Here is an 18,698-nt window from a genome sequence, read left to right as displayed (position 1 = left end):
GCGGCGGTCAGCCGGCCGCGGCCAGGCGGACGCTGCGCGGGCGCATGTCGGTCCACACGCGGTCGATGTGCGCCAGGCACTCGTCCTTGGTGCCCTGGAAGCCCTGTCCGTACCAGCCGGGCGGGACGGGCCGGTCGGTCTCCCAGAGGGAGTACTGCTCCTCGTCGTTGGCCACCACGAGGAACTGCCGGGTCGTCGAGTCGTTCATGTCTGTCTCTCCTTGTTTGTCGTGTCGGGTGCGTGTCGGGTGCGTGTCGGGGGTACGGAAACTTCGGGTCAGGCGGGCAGGGCGCCGCCGAGGGCCCGCGCCAACGCCGCGGCGTGCGGCGGGTCCATCACGGTGTGGTGGTTGCCGGGGACCACCGCGTGCCGCAGGGCTCCGCCGGTGCGCAGCCGCCAGGGCCCCGGATCCACCAGCGGGGTGGCGAGTTCGCCGTGCACCTCGGCCACCGTCCAGAGGTGGACGGCCGCGTTCAGGACGGCTTCGGTGCGGTACGCCGCCGACGCGGCGCCGTTGGCCTCGGCGACCCGCAGCAGGCGCCGCAGTGCCTGCGGGGCCGCACCGCGGGGAAGGCTGCCGTCCTCGCGGCCGCGCCGGACCAGCGCGTCGAGGAGGCCGTCCTCGTCGAGTCCGCGCGCTTCGGCGGCGTCGAGCCCGGCGGCGATGCCGTACTCGAGCAGATCCGGATCGCCCGCCGTGGCGTCCGCGCGCGGCACCGGACCGGGAGCGGCCGTGTCGACGAGGCCGAGGAAGGCCACCGTCTCCCCGGCGGCTTCGAGACGTACCGCCATCTCGAAGGCGACCGTACCGCCGAAGGACCAGCCCGCCAGCAGATAGGGGCCGTTCGGCACCTCCTCCCGGACGGCGGCGAGGTAGCGCTCGGCCATCTCCTCCACCCGCTCCAGCGGTACGTCCGCGGTGTTGTAGCCGACGGACTCCAGTCCCAGGACCCGCCGGTCGCCGGCCGGGGCCTCGGCCAGCCCGCGCACCAGGTCCCGGTAGCAGACGACGTCACCGCCGCGCGGGTGCACCAGGATCAGCGGAGGCCGCGCCGGATCCCCCTCGGCGAGCGGGACCAGCAGCCGGGCGGCCGCCGCGCCCGCCTCCGGGAGCGCCTCGCAGAGCAGCTCCACGGTGCGCCGGCGGAACACCATGTTCAGCGGCAGCTCCACCCCGAACTCCCGCTGCACGGCGCCCATCAGCCGGAACGCCTTGAGCGAGTGGCCGCCGAGGTCGAAGAAGTCGTCGCGGACGCCGATCGGCGCCACCCCGAGGACCTCTTCCCACAGCCGGGCCATCCGCAGCTCCGCCGCGTCGCGCGGCGCCACCCGCGGTGCCCGGCCCTCCAGGGCAGCCGCGGCCGACGGGGCGGGCAGCGCCCGCCGGTCGAGCTTGCCGTTGGGCGTGAGCGGAAGCCGCTCCAGCGCGCTCAGGACCCGCGGGACCATGTACTCGGGCAGGTCCTCGCGCAGGAAGTCACCCAGGGCCCGCAGGTCCCCCTCGGTGTCCCGCCAGGTCACGTATCCGGCGAGTACCGCGTCGACGCCCTCGCCGTGGACGGCCACGGCGGCCGCCAGCACCTGCGGGTGGCGGGCGAGCGCGGCCTCGATCTCGCCGAGCTCGATGCGGTGGCCGCGCACCTTGACCTGGCCGTCGGCCCGGCCCCGGTACTCCAGGCTGCCGTCCGGGAGCCGGCGCACCAGGTCCCCCGTGCGGTACAGCCGGCCTCCCGGCATGTACGGGTCGGGGACGAAGCGGTCCGCGGTCATTGCGGGCCGGCCGTGGTAGCCGCGGGCCACCCCGTCACCCGCGATGAACAGCTCGCCGAACACGCCGGCCGGGACCGGACGCATCCGCTCGTCCAGCACGTACAGCCGGGTGTTGGCGAGTGCCGAGCCGATCGGCACCGCACCGCCGCCCGCGGGGCCGGACAGTTCGTGGGCCGTGGACCAGACGGTCGTCTCGGTGGGCCCGTACACGTTCCACACGGTGCCCAGGGCCGCACGCATCCGCTCGGCGAGGACCGCAGGCAGTGCCTCGCCACCGCACAGCGCCCGTACCGCGGGGGCGCGCCAGCCCGTCTCCATCAGCTGGTGCCAGGTGGCCGGGGTGGCCTGCACCACGGTGGCGGCGGCCGCGTCCAGTTCCCTGGCCAGCAGCACTCCGTCCCGAGCCGTCTCGCGGTCCACGACGCGTACGGTGGCTCCCGCGGCGAGTGGCACCAGCAGCTCCAGCACGGCGATGTCGAAGGACGCCGTGGTGACCGCGGCCACCGTGTCCCCCTGGGCGAGGGCCAGCCGTCGTGTCATGTCACGGGCGAAGTTCGCCAGGGCGCGGTGGGGCACCATGACCCCCTTGGGCCGACCGGTCGACCCGGAGGTGTAGATGGCGTAGGCGAGGTGCTCCGGGGCGAGCGCGACGGGCGCGGGAGCCCCGGCGGGGCCGGCCGCGCCGTCGGCCGCGAGGAGCGCCTCCAGGTCGACCACCCGCACGCCGTCGGGCGTCCAGAGCCGGGCGCCGCCACCGGCGACCACCAGCACCCGGGCCCCGCTGTCGGACAGCATGTACGCGACCCGGTCGGCCGGGTACTGCGGGTCCACCGGCACGTACAGCCCGCCCGAGCGCAGTACGCCCAGCAGCGCCACCGGCAGCAGGACCGAGCGCTCCACGCACACCGCGACGGCGGTGTCCGGGCCGACCCCGTGCAGGGCCAGTTCCCGGGCGAGGCGCCCGCCGGCCGCCCACAGCCCGGCGTAGTCCAGGCTCCGCGTACCGTCGTCGACCGCGACCGCGCCGGGGGTGCGCGCGGCCTGCTCCCCGACGAGTTCGTGCAACGGCCGGTCCGCGCCCGCCTCGGCGGTGTCGTTCCACTCGTGCAGGACCCGCTGCTCCTCGGCCGCGCCGAGCAGGGCCAGCGAGCCGACCGGTGCGTCGGGCGCGTCCGCAGCGCGGGCGAGCAGTTCCAGCAGGGCGTCCGTCATCCGGGCGACGGTCTGCCGGTCGTAGAGGTCGGTGGCGAACACCGCCTCCCCGTGCAGTTCCCCGTCCTCCTCGGAGAAGTACAGGGACAGGTCGAACTTCGAGGCGCCGCTCGCCAGGGCGAGCGGCTCCGCGGCCAGACCCGGCAGCGCCGGCGCGGCCGCGGCCTCCTCGTTCAGCACCAGCATCACCTGGAAGAGGGGGTTGCGGCTGAGGTCGCGCTGCGGATGCACCTCTTCCACCAGCCGCTCGAAGGGAACGTCCTGCCGGGCGTACGCCTCCAGGCAGGTCTCCCGGGCCCGGCCGATCAGCGTCGTGAACGCGGGATCTCCGGACAGGTCCCCCCGCAGCACCAGGCTGTTGACGAAGAAGCCGACGAGCGGCTCCAGTTCACTGCGGTCGCGGCCCGCGATGGGCGAGCCCACCGCCACGTCCTGGGCCCCCGACCAGCGGGCGAGCAGCGCCTGGAAGCCGGCCAGCAGCACCATGAAGAGGGTGGCGTCGTGCTGTCGGCCCAGTTCGCGCAGCCGCTCCAGCAGCGGCGCGGGCACGGTGAAGGGCAGTTGGTCGCCGCGCCCGGAGGGCACGGACGGCCGCGGCCGGTCGGTGGGCAGGTCCAGCGGGGCCAGCCCCGCCAGCTGTCCGCGCCAGTAGCCGAGCTGCTCCGCCAGCAGGTCGCCGGTCAGCCGCTCCCGCTGCCATGCCGCGAACGCGCCGTAGGAGACGGTCAGTTCCGGCAGCGGCTCGGCGCCGGCCTCGGTCCGCGCACGGTAGGCGGCGAAGAACTCCCGCCAGAACACGGCGACCGACCAGCCGTCGAAGGCGATGTGGTGCGCGACGATCACCAGCAGGTGCTCCCGCTCGGCGACCCGGATGAGCCGGGCCCGCAGCAGAGGTGCGGCGGCCAGGTCGAAGGGCCGGGCGGCATCCGCCGCGGCCAGTTCGAGCGCGCGCTCCTCGGCGGCGGCCGCATCGGTGCCGGCCGGCGCACCGGTGACCAGATCGGTGAACGCGGGAGAGAACACCTCCACCGGCTCCACGACGAGGCGGGCTTCCTCCACACCGCCCCCGTCGGCCGCGATCCGCGAACGCAGCACCTCCTGACGCGTGACGACGTCCCGCAGCGCGCCCAGGGCCGCGGCGGTGTCGAGCGTCCCGCTGAGCCGCATCGCCCCCGGCATGTTGTAGTCGGGCCGTCCCGGCTGCAGCCGGTCCAGCAGCCACAGCCGCTGCTGACCGAACGAGAGCGGTCCCGGTCCGGCCGCCCGCGCCGGGATCGCCCGTTCGCCGCTGTCCGCCGAGGTGGCCAGCGCTCGAGCCAGGTCACCGGCGACGGGGTGGCGGAACAGCAACTGCACGGGGATCTCCAGACCCAGCAGGGTCCGCAGTCGCGAGATGACCCGCGTGGCCCGCAAGGAGTGGCCGCCGCGCTCGAAGAAGTGGTCGCGCAGGCCCACCGGGCCGTCGCCGAGCACCTCCTCCCACACCTCGGCGACCGTGCGCTCCAGCGCGGTGCGCGGCGCCAGGTACGCGCGGGCCGCCCCGCCCGTGCCGGGCTCCGGCGCGGGCAGCGCCCGGCGGTCGACCTTGCCGTTGGGTGTCAGCGGAAGGGCGTCGAGCGTGACGAGCACCGAGGGCACGAGCGCGGCCGGGAGCACCTCGCGCACCGCGTCGAGCACGGCCGCCGCGTCAGCGGCCGCCCCCGGCTCGAACACCACGTACGCCACCAGTGCCTGGTCGGCGCCCTCGCCGTGGGCGGCCGCGACGGCGCGCGCCACGTCCGGGTGGCGCAGTACGGCCGCCTCCACCTCGCCCAGCTCGATCCGGTGGCCCCGGACCTTGACCTGGTTGTCGCGGCGGCCGTGGAACTCCAGGACCCCGTCGGCGCGCAGCCGCGCCAGGTCGCCCGTCCGGTACATCCGGGCGCCGGGCGGACCGTAGGGGTCCGGCGGATAGGCCTCGGCGGTGCGGCGGGGATCGCCCAGGTAGCCGCGGGCGACTCCGCGGCCGGCGATGAAGAGCTCGCCGACAGCGCCGCGCGGGAGCGGTTCGAGGTGCTCACCGAGGACGAGGACGCGGGCCCCGGGCAGCGGGCGGCCGATGGGGATGCGGCCGCTGTCGATGTCGGCGTCCGTCACCACGTGGTAGGTGGTGGTGTTGGTGCACTCGGTCGGTCCGTACTGGTTGACCAGTCGCAGCCGCTCCGCCGGACCCAGCGCGCGGGCCGCGCGGGCCAGCCCCGCGGTGAGCGCCTCGCCCGTGGTCATCACCAGCCGCAGGTCCGGGCAGGGCTCCGGGACGGCCTCGACCAGCGGGGCCAGCATGGACGGCACGATCGACAGCAGGGCCGTGACCCGCTCGGTGCGCAGCAGCCGGGCCAGCGCGTCCGGGTCCGCGGCCTCGTCCTGGGAGGCCAGTACGACGCGCCCGCCGGTGGTCAGCGGGGCGAACAGGTCGCGGACCGAGGGGTCGAAGGTGAGCGCGGTGCGAGCCAGGACCGTGTCCTCGGCGCCGATCCCGAAGGTGGCGGTCAGCGCGGCCAGATAGCCGGTGATCGCGGCGTGCGGGACGGCGACGCCCTTGGGCCTGCCGGTGGACCCGGAGGTGTACAGCAGGTAGGCCAGGTTGCCCGGTCCGGCCAGGGCGGGCAGGTCGGCCGCCTCCGGGTCGTCCGCGTCGGCGGCGCCCGCCACCGGGGTGACCTCGTCCACCTCCAGCACGGGTACGGAGTCCGGCATCCGGGGCGGGAGCCCGTCGGGCAGTCCGCCGGTCAGCACCAGGCGGGCCCCGCTGTCCGCGAGGACCGTACGGATCCGCTCGGCCGGGTGTCCCGGGTCGAGGGGGACGTAGGCGCCGCCCGCCTTGAGGACGGCCAGTACGGCGACGACCGTACGGGTGTCACGGCCGGTCATGACGGCGACCGTGGTCTCCGGGCCGATGCCGCGCTCCCGCAGCCGGCGGGCCAGCCGGTTGGCGGCCGCGTTGAGCGCGCCGTAACCGGTGGAGCGTTCCCCGCAGGTCACCGCGACCGCGGTGGGCCGCAGCCGGGCCTGCTCCTCCACCAGGGAGTGCAGGGTCGCCGCGGGCGCGGCGGGGTGCGCGGCGGCGGGGGAGTCCTCCCCGAGCAGGGCGGCCCGCTCGCCCACCGACAGGACCTCCAGCGCGGACAGGGGCGCGTCCGGCCGTTCGGCGGCCGAGCGCAGCAGGCGCAGGTAGTGGGCGCCGAACCGCTCCGCCGTGCCGCGGTCGAAGAGGTCGGTGGCATAGCTCAGGGTGCCCGTCAGACCGCCCGGGTGCTCGGTCATGGCCAGGCTGAGGTCGAACTTCGAGGTCCCGTTGGCGGTCTCGACGGTCTCCACCCGCACCCCCTCCAGCGGCAGCGCGTCCGGCTGCTCCGGGTGGAGCTGGAAGAGCACGTCGAACAGCGGGTTGCGGCTGAGGTCGCGCTCCGGCCGCAGCTCCTCCACCAGCCGGTCGAAGGGGACGTCCTGGTGCTCGTACGCCTGGAGCGCGGTCTCCCGGACCCGGCCCAGCAGCGCGGTGAAGGCGGGATCGCCCGACAGGTCGGTGCGCAGGACCAGGGTGTTGACGAAGAAGCCGATCAGCGGCTCGAGTTCGGTGCGGTCGCGGCCCGCGATGGGGGAACCCACCGCGATGTCGTGCTGCCCCGTGTAGCGGGCCAGGAGCGACTGGAAGCCGGCCAGCAGCACCATGAACAGGGTCGCGCCGTGCTCCCGGGCCACGGAGCCCAGGCGGGCCGCGAGTGCGGCCGGCACTTCGAAGGAGACGGTGTCGCCGGCACCCGAGCGGGTGGCGGGGCGCGGCCGGTCGGTGGGCAGTTCCAGCGGCGCGAGGCCGGCCAGCCGGGCGCGCCAGTGGGCGATCCCGCGGTCGGCCGCGCCGCCGGCGAGGCGCTGCTGCTGCCAGTGCGCGAAGTCCCCGTACTGGACGCGCAGGGCGGGCAGGGCCGGCTGCTCGCCGCGGCGCAGCGCGGCGTAGGAGTGCGAGAGCTCCTGCCACAGCACCGGCATCGACCAGCCGTCGCCGACGGTGTGGTGGAGGACCAGCACGAGGAGGTGTTCTTCGGCGGCCGTCCGCACCAGCCGGGCCCGCAGCAGCGGCGCGGCCGTCAGGTCGAAGGGAGCCGCGGCGTCCGCGTACGCCATGCCCAGCGCCCGCGAACGGGCCTGCTCCAGCGGCAGTGGGGAGAGGTCGGCGAGCAGCGGGACGAACACCTCCGCCGGCTCGACGGCCTGTACGGGACCGAGCGGTCCCTCGCCGATCCGCGAGCGCAGCACCTCGTGCCGGGTGACGACGGTGCGCAGGGCGTCGAGGAGGGCGGCCGCGTCGAGCGCTCCGTGCAGGCGGGCGACGACGGGGATGTTGTAGTCGGGGCGTCCCGGCTGCAACTGGTCCAGGAACCAGAGGCGTTGCTGGGCGAAGGACAGCGGCGCCGGCGAGTCGGCCGGGCGCGGGCCGATCACGTCGTCGGCGGCGTCCGCCGGGTCGGCCGGCGGGATGTCCCCGCGCAGCAGGTCCAGGGCCGCGGCGAACCCTTCGAGCACCGGGTTCTCGAACAGCAGCCGTAGCGGGACGGCCCCGCCGAGCCGGGCGCCCAGCCGGGACACCACCCGGGTGGCGCGCAGCGAGTGGCCGCCGAGGGCGAAGAAGTCGTCCTGCCGCCCGATCCGGTCCTGGCCGAGCACCTCGCCCCACACCTCGGCGACGAGCTCCTCGGTGGCGGAGGCGGGAGCGGTGAAACCGGACCGCTGCACGCCCTGTTCGGGCGGAGCGGGCAGGGCGCGGCGGTCCAGCTTCCCGTTGGGGGTCACGGGCAGCTCTTCCAGCGGGAGGATCGCGGCCGGCAGCATGTAGGCGGGGAGGCGGGCGGCGAGCGCGCGGTGCAGCTCGTCGGGGTCGGCGCTCCCGCCGGGCGCGGGCACCACGTACGCGACGAGCTGCTGTTCGCCGCAGGAGTCGGCACGCACGACGACGGCGGCCCGGCCGATCTGCGGCAGGCGCAGCAGTTCGGCTTCGATCTCGCCGGGCTCGATGCGGAAGCCGCGGATCTTCACCTGCTGGTCGGCGCGTCCCAGGTAGTCGACGGTGCCGTCGGGGCGGCGTCTGGCCAGGTCGCCGGTGCGGTACATGCGGGCACCGGGCGGCCCGTACGGGTCGACGGCGAACTGGCGGGCGGTCAGTCCGGGCCGGCCCAGGTAGCCGCGGGCGAGTCCCGTGCCGCCGATGCACAGTTCCCCGACAGCGCCCTCGGGCACCGGGCGGCCGCGCTCGTCCAGTACGTACAGCCGGGTGTCGTCCAGCGGCGTGCCGATGGGGACGCGCCCCTCGACGCCGTGGCCCGCACGGGCGTCCAGGGTGTGCCGGGTGGCGAAGGTGGTGGTCTCGGTGGGGCCGTAGGCGTTGGTCAGCAGGGTGTCGGGGGCCGCGGCCAGGGCCCGGCGGAAGGCCTGCGGTGATGCTGCCTCGCCGCCGGTCCACACCTCCCGGACCTCGGTGAGGAGTTCCACGCACTCGTCGACCACCAGGTCGAACAGGGCGGCGGTCAGCCACAGGGTGGTGACCGCGTGCTCCCGGACCAGGTCCGCGAGCGCCGCCGTGTCGATCCGGCCGGGCGGTGCCATCACGACGGTGCCTCCGGCCAGCAGCGGCACCCACAGCTCGTACGTCGAGGCGTCGAAGGACAGCGGGGAGTGGGCGAGCACCCGGCGGTGCGCCGGGCCGAAGGAGGCGTCCCGGGCGAGTGCGGCCACGTTGGCGTGGGTGACGGCGATGCCCTTGGGCTCGCCCGTCGACCCCGAGGTGTACATCACGTAGGCCAGCTGGTCCGGCACACAGGGCGGAAGGTCCGCCGCGGCCGTCACCGCCCCCGCCCGCCCCGACGTCACGTCGAGCACCCGTACGCCGGCCGGTACGGTGGCGACGGCCTGGTGGCCGGCCGTGACCGGATCGGTGAGCAGCAGCCGGGCGCCCGTCCGCTCCAGCATCCAGTGCAGCCGCTCGACCGGGAAGCCGGCGTTGAGGGGGACGTACGCGCCGCCCGCCTTCAGGACGGCCAGCATGGCCACGGGCACCTGGAGGGAGCGCTCCAGCAGCAGCGCCACCGCCGATTCGCGGACGACTCCCGCCTCGGTGAGCAGGGCGGCCAGTGCGTCGGAGCGGGAGTCGAGTTCGGCGTACGTGAGCTGCTCCGCCCCGCACACGACGGCCACGGCGCCGGGGGAGCTGCGCACCCGCTCGGCGAACAGGGCGGGCAGCGCGGCGGGGGCGAGGTCGGTGCGCACGGCGCCGTGCCCCGCCCCGACGAGGCGCTCGGCGGTGGCGGCGGCGGGCAGCAGCTCCCCGAGGGGGCGGCCGGGTTCGGCCGCGGCCGCGGCCAGCAGCTCCAGGTAGTGGGCGAGGAGCAGTTCCGCCGTGGCGCGGTCGAACAGGTCGGTGTCGTAGACGAAGGAGCCCGTGCAGCTGTCGGCGCCCTCGGCCACGAACACGCTGATGTCGAAGAGGGAGCCGCCGAAGTCGGCGGTGACCGCCTGCGCGGAGACCCCCGGCAGGCGCAGCCCGGCCGTCTCGTCCTGGGCGGACGCGAACATCACCTGTACCAGCGGGTTGCGGTCGCCGACCCGTTCGGGACTCAGCCGCTCCACCACCCGGTCGAAGGGCACCTCCTGGTGGTCGTACGCGTCGAGCGTGACGCGGCGGACACGGTCCAGCAGCCCGTCGAAGCCGATCTCCCCCGACAGGTCGGTGCGCAGGACCAGCGTGTTGACGAAGAAGCCGACCAGCGGCTCCAGTTCGACCCGGTCGCGCCCGGCGACCGGCGTGCCCACCGCGATGTCGGTGCTGCCGCCGTAGCGGGCGAGCACGGCCTGGAACCCTGCGAGCAGCGTCATGAACAGGGTGACTCCGCGGGCCTCGGCGAGGCCGCGCAGCCGCTGGGTGAGCGACGGGTCGAGGGTGAACGCCAGGCTCTGTCCGTCGCCGCTCCGGCGGGTGGGCCGGGGCCGGTCGGTGGGCAGCTCCAGCGGTTCGAGGCCGGCGAGCGAGTGCTCCCAGTACCTCAACTGGTTCTCCATCAAGCCGTGGTCGAAGCGCTCGCGCTGGAAGCGGGCGTACGCCTGGTAGTCGAGCGGCAGGGCCGGTGCGGGCAGCGGCCGGCCCTGTGCCAGGGCGGTGTAGCCGTCGGCCAGTTCCTGCCACAGCAGTCCCATGGACCAGCCGTCGGTGGCGATGTGGTGGACCACCAGCACCAGCAGGTGGTCCTGCGCGCCCAGCCGGATCAGCAGGGCGCGCAACAAGGGGCCGTCGGCCAGGTCGAAGGGCCGGCGGACCTCCTCGCGGGCCAGTCCTTCGGCCCGCAGCTCCAGGTCCTCCAGAGGTCCCGCACCGAGGTCGAGGACCGGCAGCGGTACGGCCAGGGACGCCGGCAGGACGACGGGGTGCGGCAGCCCGTCGCGCTCCTCGAAGACGGTGCGCAGCGTGGCGTGCCGGCCCACCACGGCGGTCAGGGCCTGGCGCAGCAGTTCCGGGCGCAGCGTGCCACGCATCCGGACGACCTGCGGGACCGCGTATCCGGAGCGGCCGTCCGCCATCCGGTCCGCGAGCCACATCCGCTCCTGGGCGAAGGAGGCGACGGGCTCACGGGCGGGGGCGCCGTCCCCGGCCGTGGTGCCTTCCGCGCCGCCCGCCGCAGGGCCGTGGGCGGCCGACGGATCGGCCAGCGCGGCCTGGACCCGGCGGCGCAGCAGCTCACGGGCCGCGGCGAGCCGGCTGTCGACGGCCGGCGGCACAGCCGCCGGCGAGCTCTCCTGGGTGGTCACGAGGTCTCTCCCTGGGTTACGAGTGGAAGTGCTGCGTCGTCCGCCGTGGCGGCGATGTCGGCGAAGAGGGCCGTTTCGACCGCCATGGCGAGGCCCGCGACGGTCCGGTGTTCGAAGAGGGTGTGCAGGGGCAGTTCCAGGCCGAGTGCCTGGCGCAGCCGGGCCGCCACCCGGGTGGCGCTCAGCGAATGGCCGCCGAGCGCGAAGAAGTCGTCGTGACGACCGATGCCGGTGCGGTCCAGGACCGTCTCCCAGACGAGCGCGACGAACTCCTCGGTCTCCCCGGCGGGCGGCTCGTGCCCCGCGGGGGCGGCCTGGGAGGCGGGGGCCGGCAGCGCCTTGCGGTCGAGCTTGCCGTTGGGGGTGACCGGCAGGGTGTCGAGCACGACCAGCAGGGGCACCATGTACTCCGGCAGCGCCCGCGCCAGTTCGGCCCGCATCGCCGCCGGATCGAGCACCGCCCCGGTGGCGGGGACCACGTATCCGGCGAGCCTGCGCTCGCCCGGCGCGTCCTCGCGGACCACCACCGCGGCGCGGCCGACGCCGGGGAGGCGGGCGAGGGAGGTCTCGATCTCGCCGAGCTCGATGCGGAAGCCGTGGATCTTCACCTGGTCGTCGGTGCGGCCCAGGTACTCCACCGCCCCGTCGGCACGCCGGCGGACGATGTCACCCGTGCGGTACATCCGCGAGCCCGGCGGCCCGAAGGGGTCCGGCGGGAAGCGGTCCGCGGTCAGCTCCGGCCGCCGCAGGTAGCCGCGGGCCAGCCCGGCACCGGCGAGGTACAGCTCGCCGGGAAGACCTACGGGTACGGGGAGCCCGGCCGGGTCGAGGACGTACAGCGCGGTGTTCCAGATCGGCCTGCCGATCGGCACCGGGCCCCGGTCCTCGCGGCGGCAGTCCCAGTGGGTCACGTCGACCGCGGCCTCCGTGGGCCCGTACAAGTTGTGCAGCGGCACGTCCAGCACATCGAGGAACCGGTTCTTGAGCTCCTCGGGCAGCGCCTCGCCGCTGCACACCACCCGGCGCAGGGACCGGCACCGGCCGGCCGTCGGCTCCTGCGCGAAGACCGCGAGCATCGACGGCACGAAGTGCACGGTGGTGACCGACTCGCGCCGGATCAGCCCGGCCAGGTAGGCCGGGTCCTTGTGCCCGCCGGGCTCGGCGACCACCAGCACGGCGCCCGTCAGCAGCGGCCAGAAGAACTCCCACACCGACACGTCGAAGCCGAACGGGGTCTTCTGGAGCACCCGGTCGTCGGGGCCCAGCCCGTAGCGGTCCTGCATCCACAGCAGCCGGTTGACGATGGCCGCGTGCTCCACGACGACCGCCTTGGGCCGGCCCGTCGAACCGGAGGTGTAGATCACGTACGCCGGGTGCGAGGGCAGCGGCGCCCGCGCCGCCGGCCCGTCAGCCCCGGCTGCCGCGTCGGGGCGCACCCGTACCGGCCCGGTCCCGGGCAGCAGCGGCTCCACGTCCTCGGTCGTGATCAGCAGCACCGGCCGCGCGTCCGACAGCAGGTACGCCACCCGGTCCGCGGGGAGGGTGGGGTCGACCGGCAGGTACGCCGCCCCGGACTTCAACACGGCCAGCAGCGCCACCACCATCTCCGTCGAGCGGTGCAGCGCGACGGCCACGATCCGCTCCGGACCCGCACCGCGGGCCCGCAGCGCCGCCGCCAGCCGCTCGGCGCGCGCGTCCAGTTCCCCGTACGACAGCCGCTCCCCGCGGAACACGGTCGCCGGGGCGTGAGGGGTGGCGGCCACCTGCCGTTCGAACAGCTCCACGAGCGTGGTGTCGGGCACGGGGACGGCCGTGCCGTTCCACTCCTCGATCAGCCGGTGCTGCTCGGCGGAGAGCAGGTCGATCTCCCCGACCGGGGTCCGCGGAGCGTCGGCCGCGGTGACCAGCAGCCGCTCCAGCGCGTCCGCCACGCTGCGCGCGGCCCGCGCGTCCAGCACGTCGGGCCGGTGGTCCAGGTGCAGCCGCAGCCGTTCACCCGGCAGGACGATCAGGTTGAGGGTGTAGTGGGTGGCGTCGCAGCCGTCGACCCCCGTCAGCCGCACTCCGCCGACCGGCTCCCGCATCGACTCCAGGTCGAGCGGGTAGTTCTCGACGACCACGGTGGTGTCGAAGAGCGTGCCCAGCCCGGTGGCACGCTGGATGTCGGCCAGGCCGAGGTGCTGGTGGTCCATCAGCCGGGCCTGCTCGTCCTGGAACCGGCCCAGAGCGGCGATCAGCGGCTCCGCCCGGTCCACCCGCATGCGGACGGGCAGGGTGTTGATCAGCAGCCCGACCATCTCCTCGATGCCTTCGAGGTCGGCCGTGCGGCCCGAGACGGTACCGCCGAAGACCACGTCGTCGCGGCCGGTCAGCCGGGACAGCAGGACCGCCCAGGCACCCTGCACCACGCTGTTGAGGGTGATGCCCGCGGACCGGGCCCGCTCGGTGAGGCGCTCGGTCAGGCCGGGCGGGAGTTCCAGCGAGATCCGTTCGGGCAGCGCGTCGAGCCGGTGCGGGTCGGCGGCCCCCAGCAAGGTGGGCTCGTCGAGACCGGCCAGGGCGGAGCCCCAGGCGGCGGTGGCGGCGTCCCGGTCCTGGCGGGCCAGCCAGTCGAGGTGGTCCCGGTAGGGGATGCCCGGCACGGCGTCGGCCGGCTCCGGGCCGGTGGCCGCTCCGTAGCCGGCGAGCAGTTCGCGCAGCAGGACCGCCGAGGACCAGCCGTCCCACAGGATGTGGTGGTTCGTCATCACCAGGCGGTGGCGGCCGGGGCCCACCCGGACCAGGGTGAAGCGCACCAGCGGCGGCCGCTCCGGGTCGAAGCGGCGTCCCCGGTCCGCGGCCAGCAGCTCCTCCCAGGCACGCTCCCGCGCCTCCTCGTCCAGGCCGGACAGGTCGGCGCTCTCCCACGGGGCGTCCACCGCACCGAGGACGACCTGTACTGGCCGGTCCAGGCCGCGGTCGGTGAATGCGGCCCGCAGTGCACTGTGGCGGGCCAGGAGTCCGCGGCAGGCCGAGGCGAGGGCCCCGGGGTCCAGGGCGCCGTCCAGCGTCAGCACGAGCTGCCCGGCGTAGGCGTCCACGCCCGCGGCGTCGTAGGAGGCGTGGAAGAACAAGCCCTCCTGCAGCGGGGACAGGGTGGTGACGTCGCTCATGGCGGGGTAGCGGTCCGCCAGCAGGTCGACCTCCGGCTGCGTGAGGCGCACCAGGGGGAAGTCGCGGGGCGCGGGCCGCACCGCCCCGGCGGACGAGGGCGCCCAGCGGGCCAGCAGCCGCAGGGACTCCTCCCACCCGGTGGCCAGGGCCTGCGCCTCGGACCGGTCGACCAGGTGCTGCGGCCAGGTGAGGACGGCGCGGAAGGCGGGGCCCGCCGGTCCGTCCAGGGCGAGGGCGTCGATCTGGAGGCAGTGGTCGACGGGCATCTGCGGATCGCAGGCCGCGCGCAGACCGCCCGCCTCGGCGGCCGGCCCCCACGGGGAGTCCCCCGAGGCGTCGAACCGCCCCAGGTAGTTGAACAGGACCCGCGGCTGCTCCGCCCCGGCCAGCTCCCGCGCGGTCCGCGGGTTCAGCCGGGCCAGCAGGCCGTAGCCGGTGCCGTGGTCGGGCACGGCCGCCAGGGTGTCGTGGACCCGGCCCACCAGCTCCGCGAGCGCGTCACCGCCGGTGCGCGCCCCGGCCGCGTCGAGACCGCTCAGGTCGAGCCGGACCGGGTACTGGGTGGTGAACCAGCCCACGGTGCGGGACAGGTCGTGCCGGCCCGTGCGGTCGGCCCGGCCGTGGCCCTCCAGGTCGAGCAGCAGGGCCCCGGGCCCGCTGTCGCCACCGGCCAGGGGATCGCGGGTCGCCAGGGCGAGCGCCGCGAGCAGGATCTCGGCGGGTCCGGTACGAAGGGCCGCGGGAACCGCCGAGAGCAGCGGGGCGGCGACCTCCGCGGGGAGGTCCAGGGTGAGCGTGAGGGTGGTGCCGGCGGTGTCGCGGACCGGGTCGGGCACCCGGTCCCACGGCGCGGGAGCCGCGGACGGGGCCGCGACCGGGGCCAAGGCCGCCTGCCAGAAGGGGAGTTCGTCCAGGACCTCGGGGGAGTGGGCCTGCCGCTGGAGGTGCTCCGCCCAGTCGCGGAAGGAGGCGCCGCCCGGGGTGAGCCGTACCGGCCGGTCCTCCGACACCGCCGCCCAGGCCTCGGCGAGGTCCTCCATCAGGATGCGCCAGGACACCCCGTCCACCGCGAGGTGGTGCACGCACAGCAGCAGCCGTCCCGGGGCGCCTGCGCCCCCGAAGCGGACCGCCCGCAACACCACTGCGGCGGCGGGGTCCAGTTCAGCGGCGGCGTCGGCCGCCGCCCGCTCCATCAGGGCGGTGCGTGCCGCGTCGTCCAGCCCGGTGGTGTCCACGCTGCGGTAGAGGCCGGCCGCGTCCACCGTTCCCGGCGCTCCGACCGAGCAGAGCGTGCCCTCGGGGCCGTCGGCGGTGCGCAGCCGAAGGGCCGCGTGGTGGTCGACGACCGCCTGCAGGACCCGGAGCAGGCGGGTGTCGTCCGCACCCTCGGGCAGGGCGAGCACGAGGGACTGGCTGAAACGGCCGTACGGGCCGGGCCCCTCCACCAGCCACCGCATGACGGGCGTCGCGGGCAGTTCGCCGTATTCCTCCTCACCGGCGGTTCCGGCCGCGCCGCCCGTGGGGCCTGCGGCAGCCGCGGCGAGCGCGGAGGCCGTCTTGTGCTCGAAGACCTCGCGCAGGGTGAAGGAGAACCCCCGCGCCCGGGCCCGGCTGACCAGGCTCAGGGCGGCGATGCTGTCGCCGCCGAGTGCGAAGAAGTTGTCACCGGGGGCCGCCCGGCAGCCGAGGACCTCACCGATCAGTGCGCTCAGGGTCCGCTCGGCCGAGGTGTACGGGCCCTGCGGCCCGTCGGCCGTCGCGGGCGGGGCCTCCGCGCCGGCCGGGACGACCAGCGCCTTGCGGTCCACCTTGCCGCCGGCGGTCAGCGGCAGCCGGTCCAGTTCGACGAAGGTGTGGGGAACCATGTAGCGGGGAAGCGCCTCGGCCAAGTGGGCGGCGAGCTCCGCCGGTCCGGCCGCCGTCGCACCGGGGGCCGGCGCCACGAAGGCGACCAGGCGCCGGCCGCCGCCCGCCGCCTCGTGCACGGTGACCGAGGCCTGGCCCACCGAGGGGTGGCGGCCCAGTACGCTCTCGATCTCGCCCAGCTCGATGCGGTGGCCGTTGACCTTGACCTGCTGGTCGATGCGGCCGAGGAACTCCAGCTCGCCCTGCGCCGACCAGCGGACGAGGTCCCCGGTCCGGTACATCCGTTCGCCGGGCACCTCGGCGAACGGGTCCGGCACGAACCGCTCGGCGGTCATCCCGGGGCGCCCCGCGTAGCCGTGGGCCAGTCCCGCGCCGGAGACGCACAACTCGCCGGCCGCGCCGGGCGGCAGCAGGCGCAGCTGCGGATCCACCACGTACGCCCGGTGGTTGACCATGGGGCGGCCGATGGGCGGGACCCGCCCGCCGGAGGGGGACGCGCACCGGTGCATGGTGACGGACACCGCGGCCTCGGTCGGCCCGTAGGCGTTCCACACCTCGCGCCCGTCGCCGGCCCACCGGTCGACGGCGTCCCCGGAGGGCGCCTCGCCGCCGGTGGACAGGAAGCGCAGGGCGGGCAGGGCGGCCGGGTCGAGCAGGGGCAGCAGGGCGGGCGGCAGGTCGGCGACGGTGACCCGCTCCCGGGCCAGCAGCGCCTGGAGGCGGTCGACGTCCGTGCGCTCCTCGTCGGTGGCGAGGACCAGGGCCGAGCCGCTGAGCAGCGCACCGAAGACGTCGAGGACGCAGACGTCGAAGGACAGGGACGCGAAGCCGAGGAACCGCTCGCCGGAGCCCCGGGCCGTCGTGGGGGCTCCCGCACCGCACAGGGCCAGGTGCCCGAGGACGAAGTCGGCCGCCGCCGCGTGCGGGACGAGGACCCCCTTCGGCTCGCCCGTACTGCCCGAGGTGTACAGGAGGTACGCGGGGCTGTCCGGGGACAGCGGCAGGTCCGGGCGGGAGTGGGCCGAGGCGACCGGTCCGGCGGGCCGGTCGCCCGTCGCCACCACGGCGTCCAGTTCCGCGGGCAGGCAGTCGGCGGCGCCGGGACCGGCAACGGCCGTACGGATGGCCGCGTCCCGGACCACGTACGCGATCCGGCGGCGCGGCAGCGCGGGGTCGAGCGGCACGTAACAGCCGCCCGCCTTGAGGATGCCGAGGAGCGCGGCGACCATGGCCGGGGAGCGCTCCACACTGACACCGACGGGCATGCCCGGGGCGGTCAGCGGACGCAGCCGGCCCGCGATGTCCTCGGCCCAGGCGTCCAGTTCGGCGTAGCTCAGCCGCTCGTCGGCGCAGACCACGGCCACCGCGTCCGGGGTGCGCGCCGCCTGCTCCTCGAACAGCCGGTGCAGGCATGCGCCTCGCGTGGTCGCGGTGCTGCCGCCGTCGCCGAGGAGGGCCAGCCGCTCCTCGTCGGCGTCCGTCAGCAGCCCGAGCGAGTCGACCGGGGCCGACGGGTCGGCGGTGGCCAGCGCCACCAGGAACCGGATGAACCGGTCCTGCTGTGCGGCGAGCGCGTCCGTGCCGCCCTCTGCCGCGTCGCCCTCGACCTGGACGGTGAGCGGGCCCTCCCCACCGCGGTCGTAGACATTGACCGACACGTGGTCCACCGGGCCGACCGCAAGGTTGTGCGCGGTGGCACGCGCGCCGTCGAAGGAGAGCCCGTAGTCGAAGGACATCAGGTTGACCACGGCGTCCCAGGGCCGGGCCCCCGATCCGTCCGCGCCGCCGTACAGCTCCTCCACACGGTAACGCTGGTGCCGCAGCGCCTCCTTGATCCCCGCCGAGGTGCTGCGGACCAGCTCCTCCACGGACATCGACCCCGTGACCCTCAGGCGCAGCGGCAGCACCTTGGAGAACATCCCCGGCGTACGGCGCGCGGCGGGTGTGGTGCGCCCGGTGACGGGCAGCCCCAGGACCACGTCCTCGGTGGCGCCGACGCGGTGCAGGTAGCCGGCGGCTGCCGCCATGACCAGAGCCGACCAGCGGGTGCCGAGCCGCCGGGCGGCGTCCCGCAAGGTCCCTGCGTCGACGGGGTCGAGCTCGCGGCTCACCCGTACGGCAGTGCCGGTCGGCCGGGCCGGGGAGTGTCCCGTGAAGCTCACGGGTTCGGGGGCGCCGGAGAGCTTCGCCCGCCAGAACTCCCGGTCGCGGGAGTGCTCCTCGGACTGCCGGTAGGCGCGCTCCTCCGCGACGATCCGCTCCCACGGCGCCGCGTCGCAGGCGGGCACCGGGGCGCCGGTCGCCAGGGCGCAGTACACCTCCGCCACGCGGCGGGCGAGGAGGGACCCGCTCACCCCGTCGGCCACGATGTGGTGGTACGCCTGGAGCCAGCGGTGGGTCCCCGGTCCCGTCCGTACGAGCAGGTGCCGCGACACGTCGCCCGTCGCGAGGTCCGTCGGCCGCGCCAGCTCGGCCCGCATCAGCGCGTCGGCCTCGGCGGCCGGATCGGAGCAGGCGCCGACATCGGCCGTGGCCAGCCGGAAGGGCGGCCGGTCGGCGCGCATCTGCCGTACCTCGCCCTCCACTTCGGCGAACCGCATGCCGAGCGCCTCGGTCTCCGCCAGCGTCCGGCTCAGCGCCTGCTCGAAGAGATCGGCGTCCAGCGCCCCGTGGATCTCCAGGTACTCGCCGATGGTGTAGTCGCAGCGGGCGGGATCGAGCTGTTGCGCGAACCAGACGCCGCTCTGCGGCGAGGTCAGGGGCAGGAACCCGTGGTCGTGAGTGGCCATGCGGTGGTCAGTCTCCTCAGTCGGATCGGTCGATCAACGACGACTGGGGCCACTGTCCGTGACCGGCGCGAAGGC

General features: G+C 75.5%; 3 protein-coding genes. All 3 read right to left on the bottom strand.

Annotated features, from left to right (window positions below; all coding sequences use genetic code 11):
• Window positions 1-7: 7 nt before the first annotated feature.
• Window positions 8-208, bottom strand: a complete 201-nt coding sequence (locus tag OG861_RS03325) for an MbtH family protein (RefSeq protein ID WP_329200685.1) — start codon at window positions 206-208, stop codon at window positions 8-10.
• Between the two features lie 68 nt (window positions 209-276).
• Window positions 277-10,815, bottom strand: coding sequence for a non-ribosomal peptide synthetase (locus OG861_RS03320; RefSeq protein WP_330261188.1), 10,539 nt, complete (start codon window positions 10,813-10,815; stop codon window positions 277-279).
• Window positions 10,812-18,623, bottom strand: a complete 7,812-nt coding sequence (locus OG861_RS03315) for an amino acid adenylation domain-containing protein (RefSeq protein ID WP_330261187.1) — start codon at window positions 18,621-18,623, stop codon at window positions 10,812-10,814. The genes OG861_RS03320 and OG861_RS03315 overlap by 4 nt, the downstream gene beginning before the upstream one ends.
• Window positions 18,624-18,698 lie beyond the last annotated feature (75 nt).

This window comes from Streptomyces sp. NBC_00539 (genome assembly GCF_036346105.1).
GTDB lineage: Bacteria > Actinomycetota > Actinomycetes > Streptomycetales > Streptomycetaceae > Streptomyces.
The sequence above is the reverse complement of the archived record's forward strand: the minus strand, read 5'-3'. Positions and strand labels throughout refer to the sequence as shown.

Coding starts and splice junctions, on each gene's coding strand:
- OG861_RS03325 (WP_329200685.1), bottom strand. CDS start 208: ATGAACGACTCGACGACCCGGCAGTTCCTCGTGGTGGCCAACGACGAG.
- OG861_RS03315 (WP_330261187.1), bottom strand. CDS start 18,623: ATGGCCACTCACGACCACGGGTTCCTGCCCCTGACCTCGCCGCAGAGC.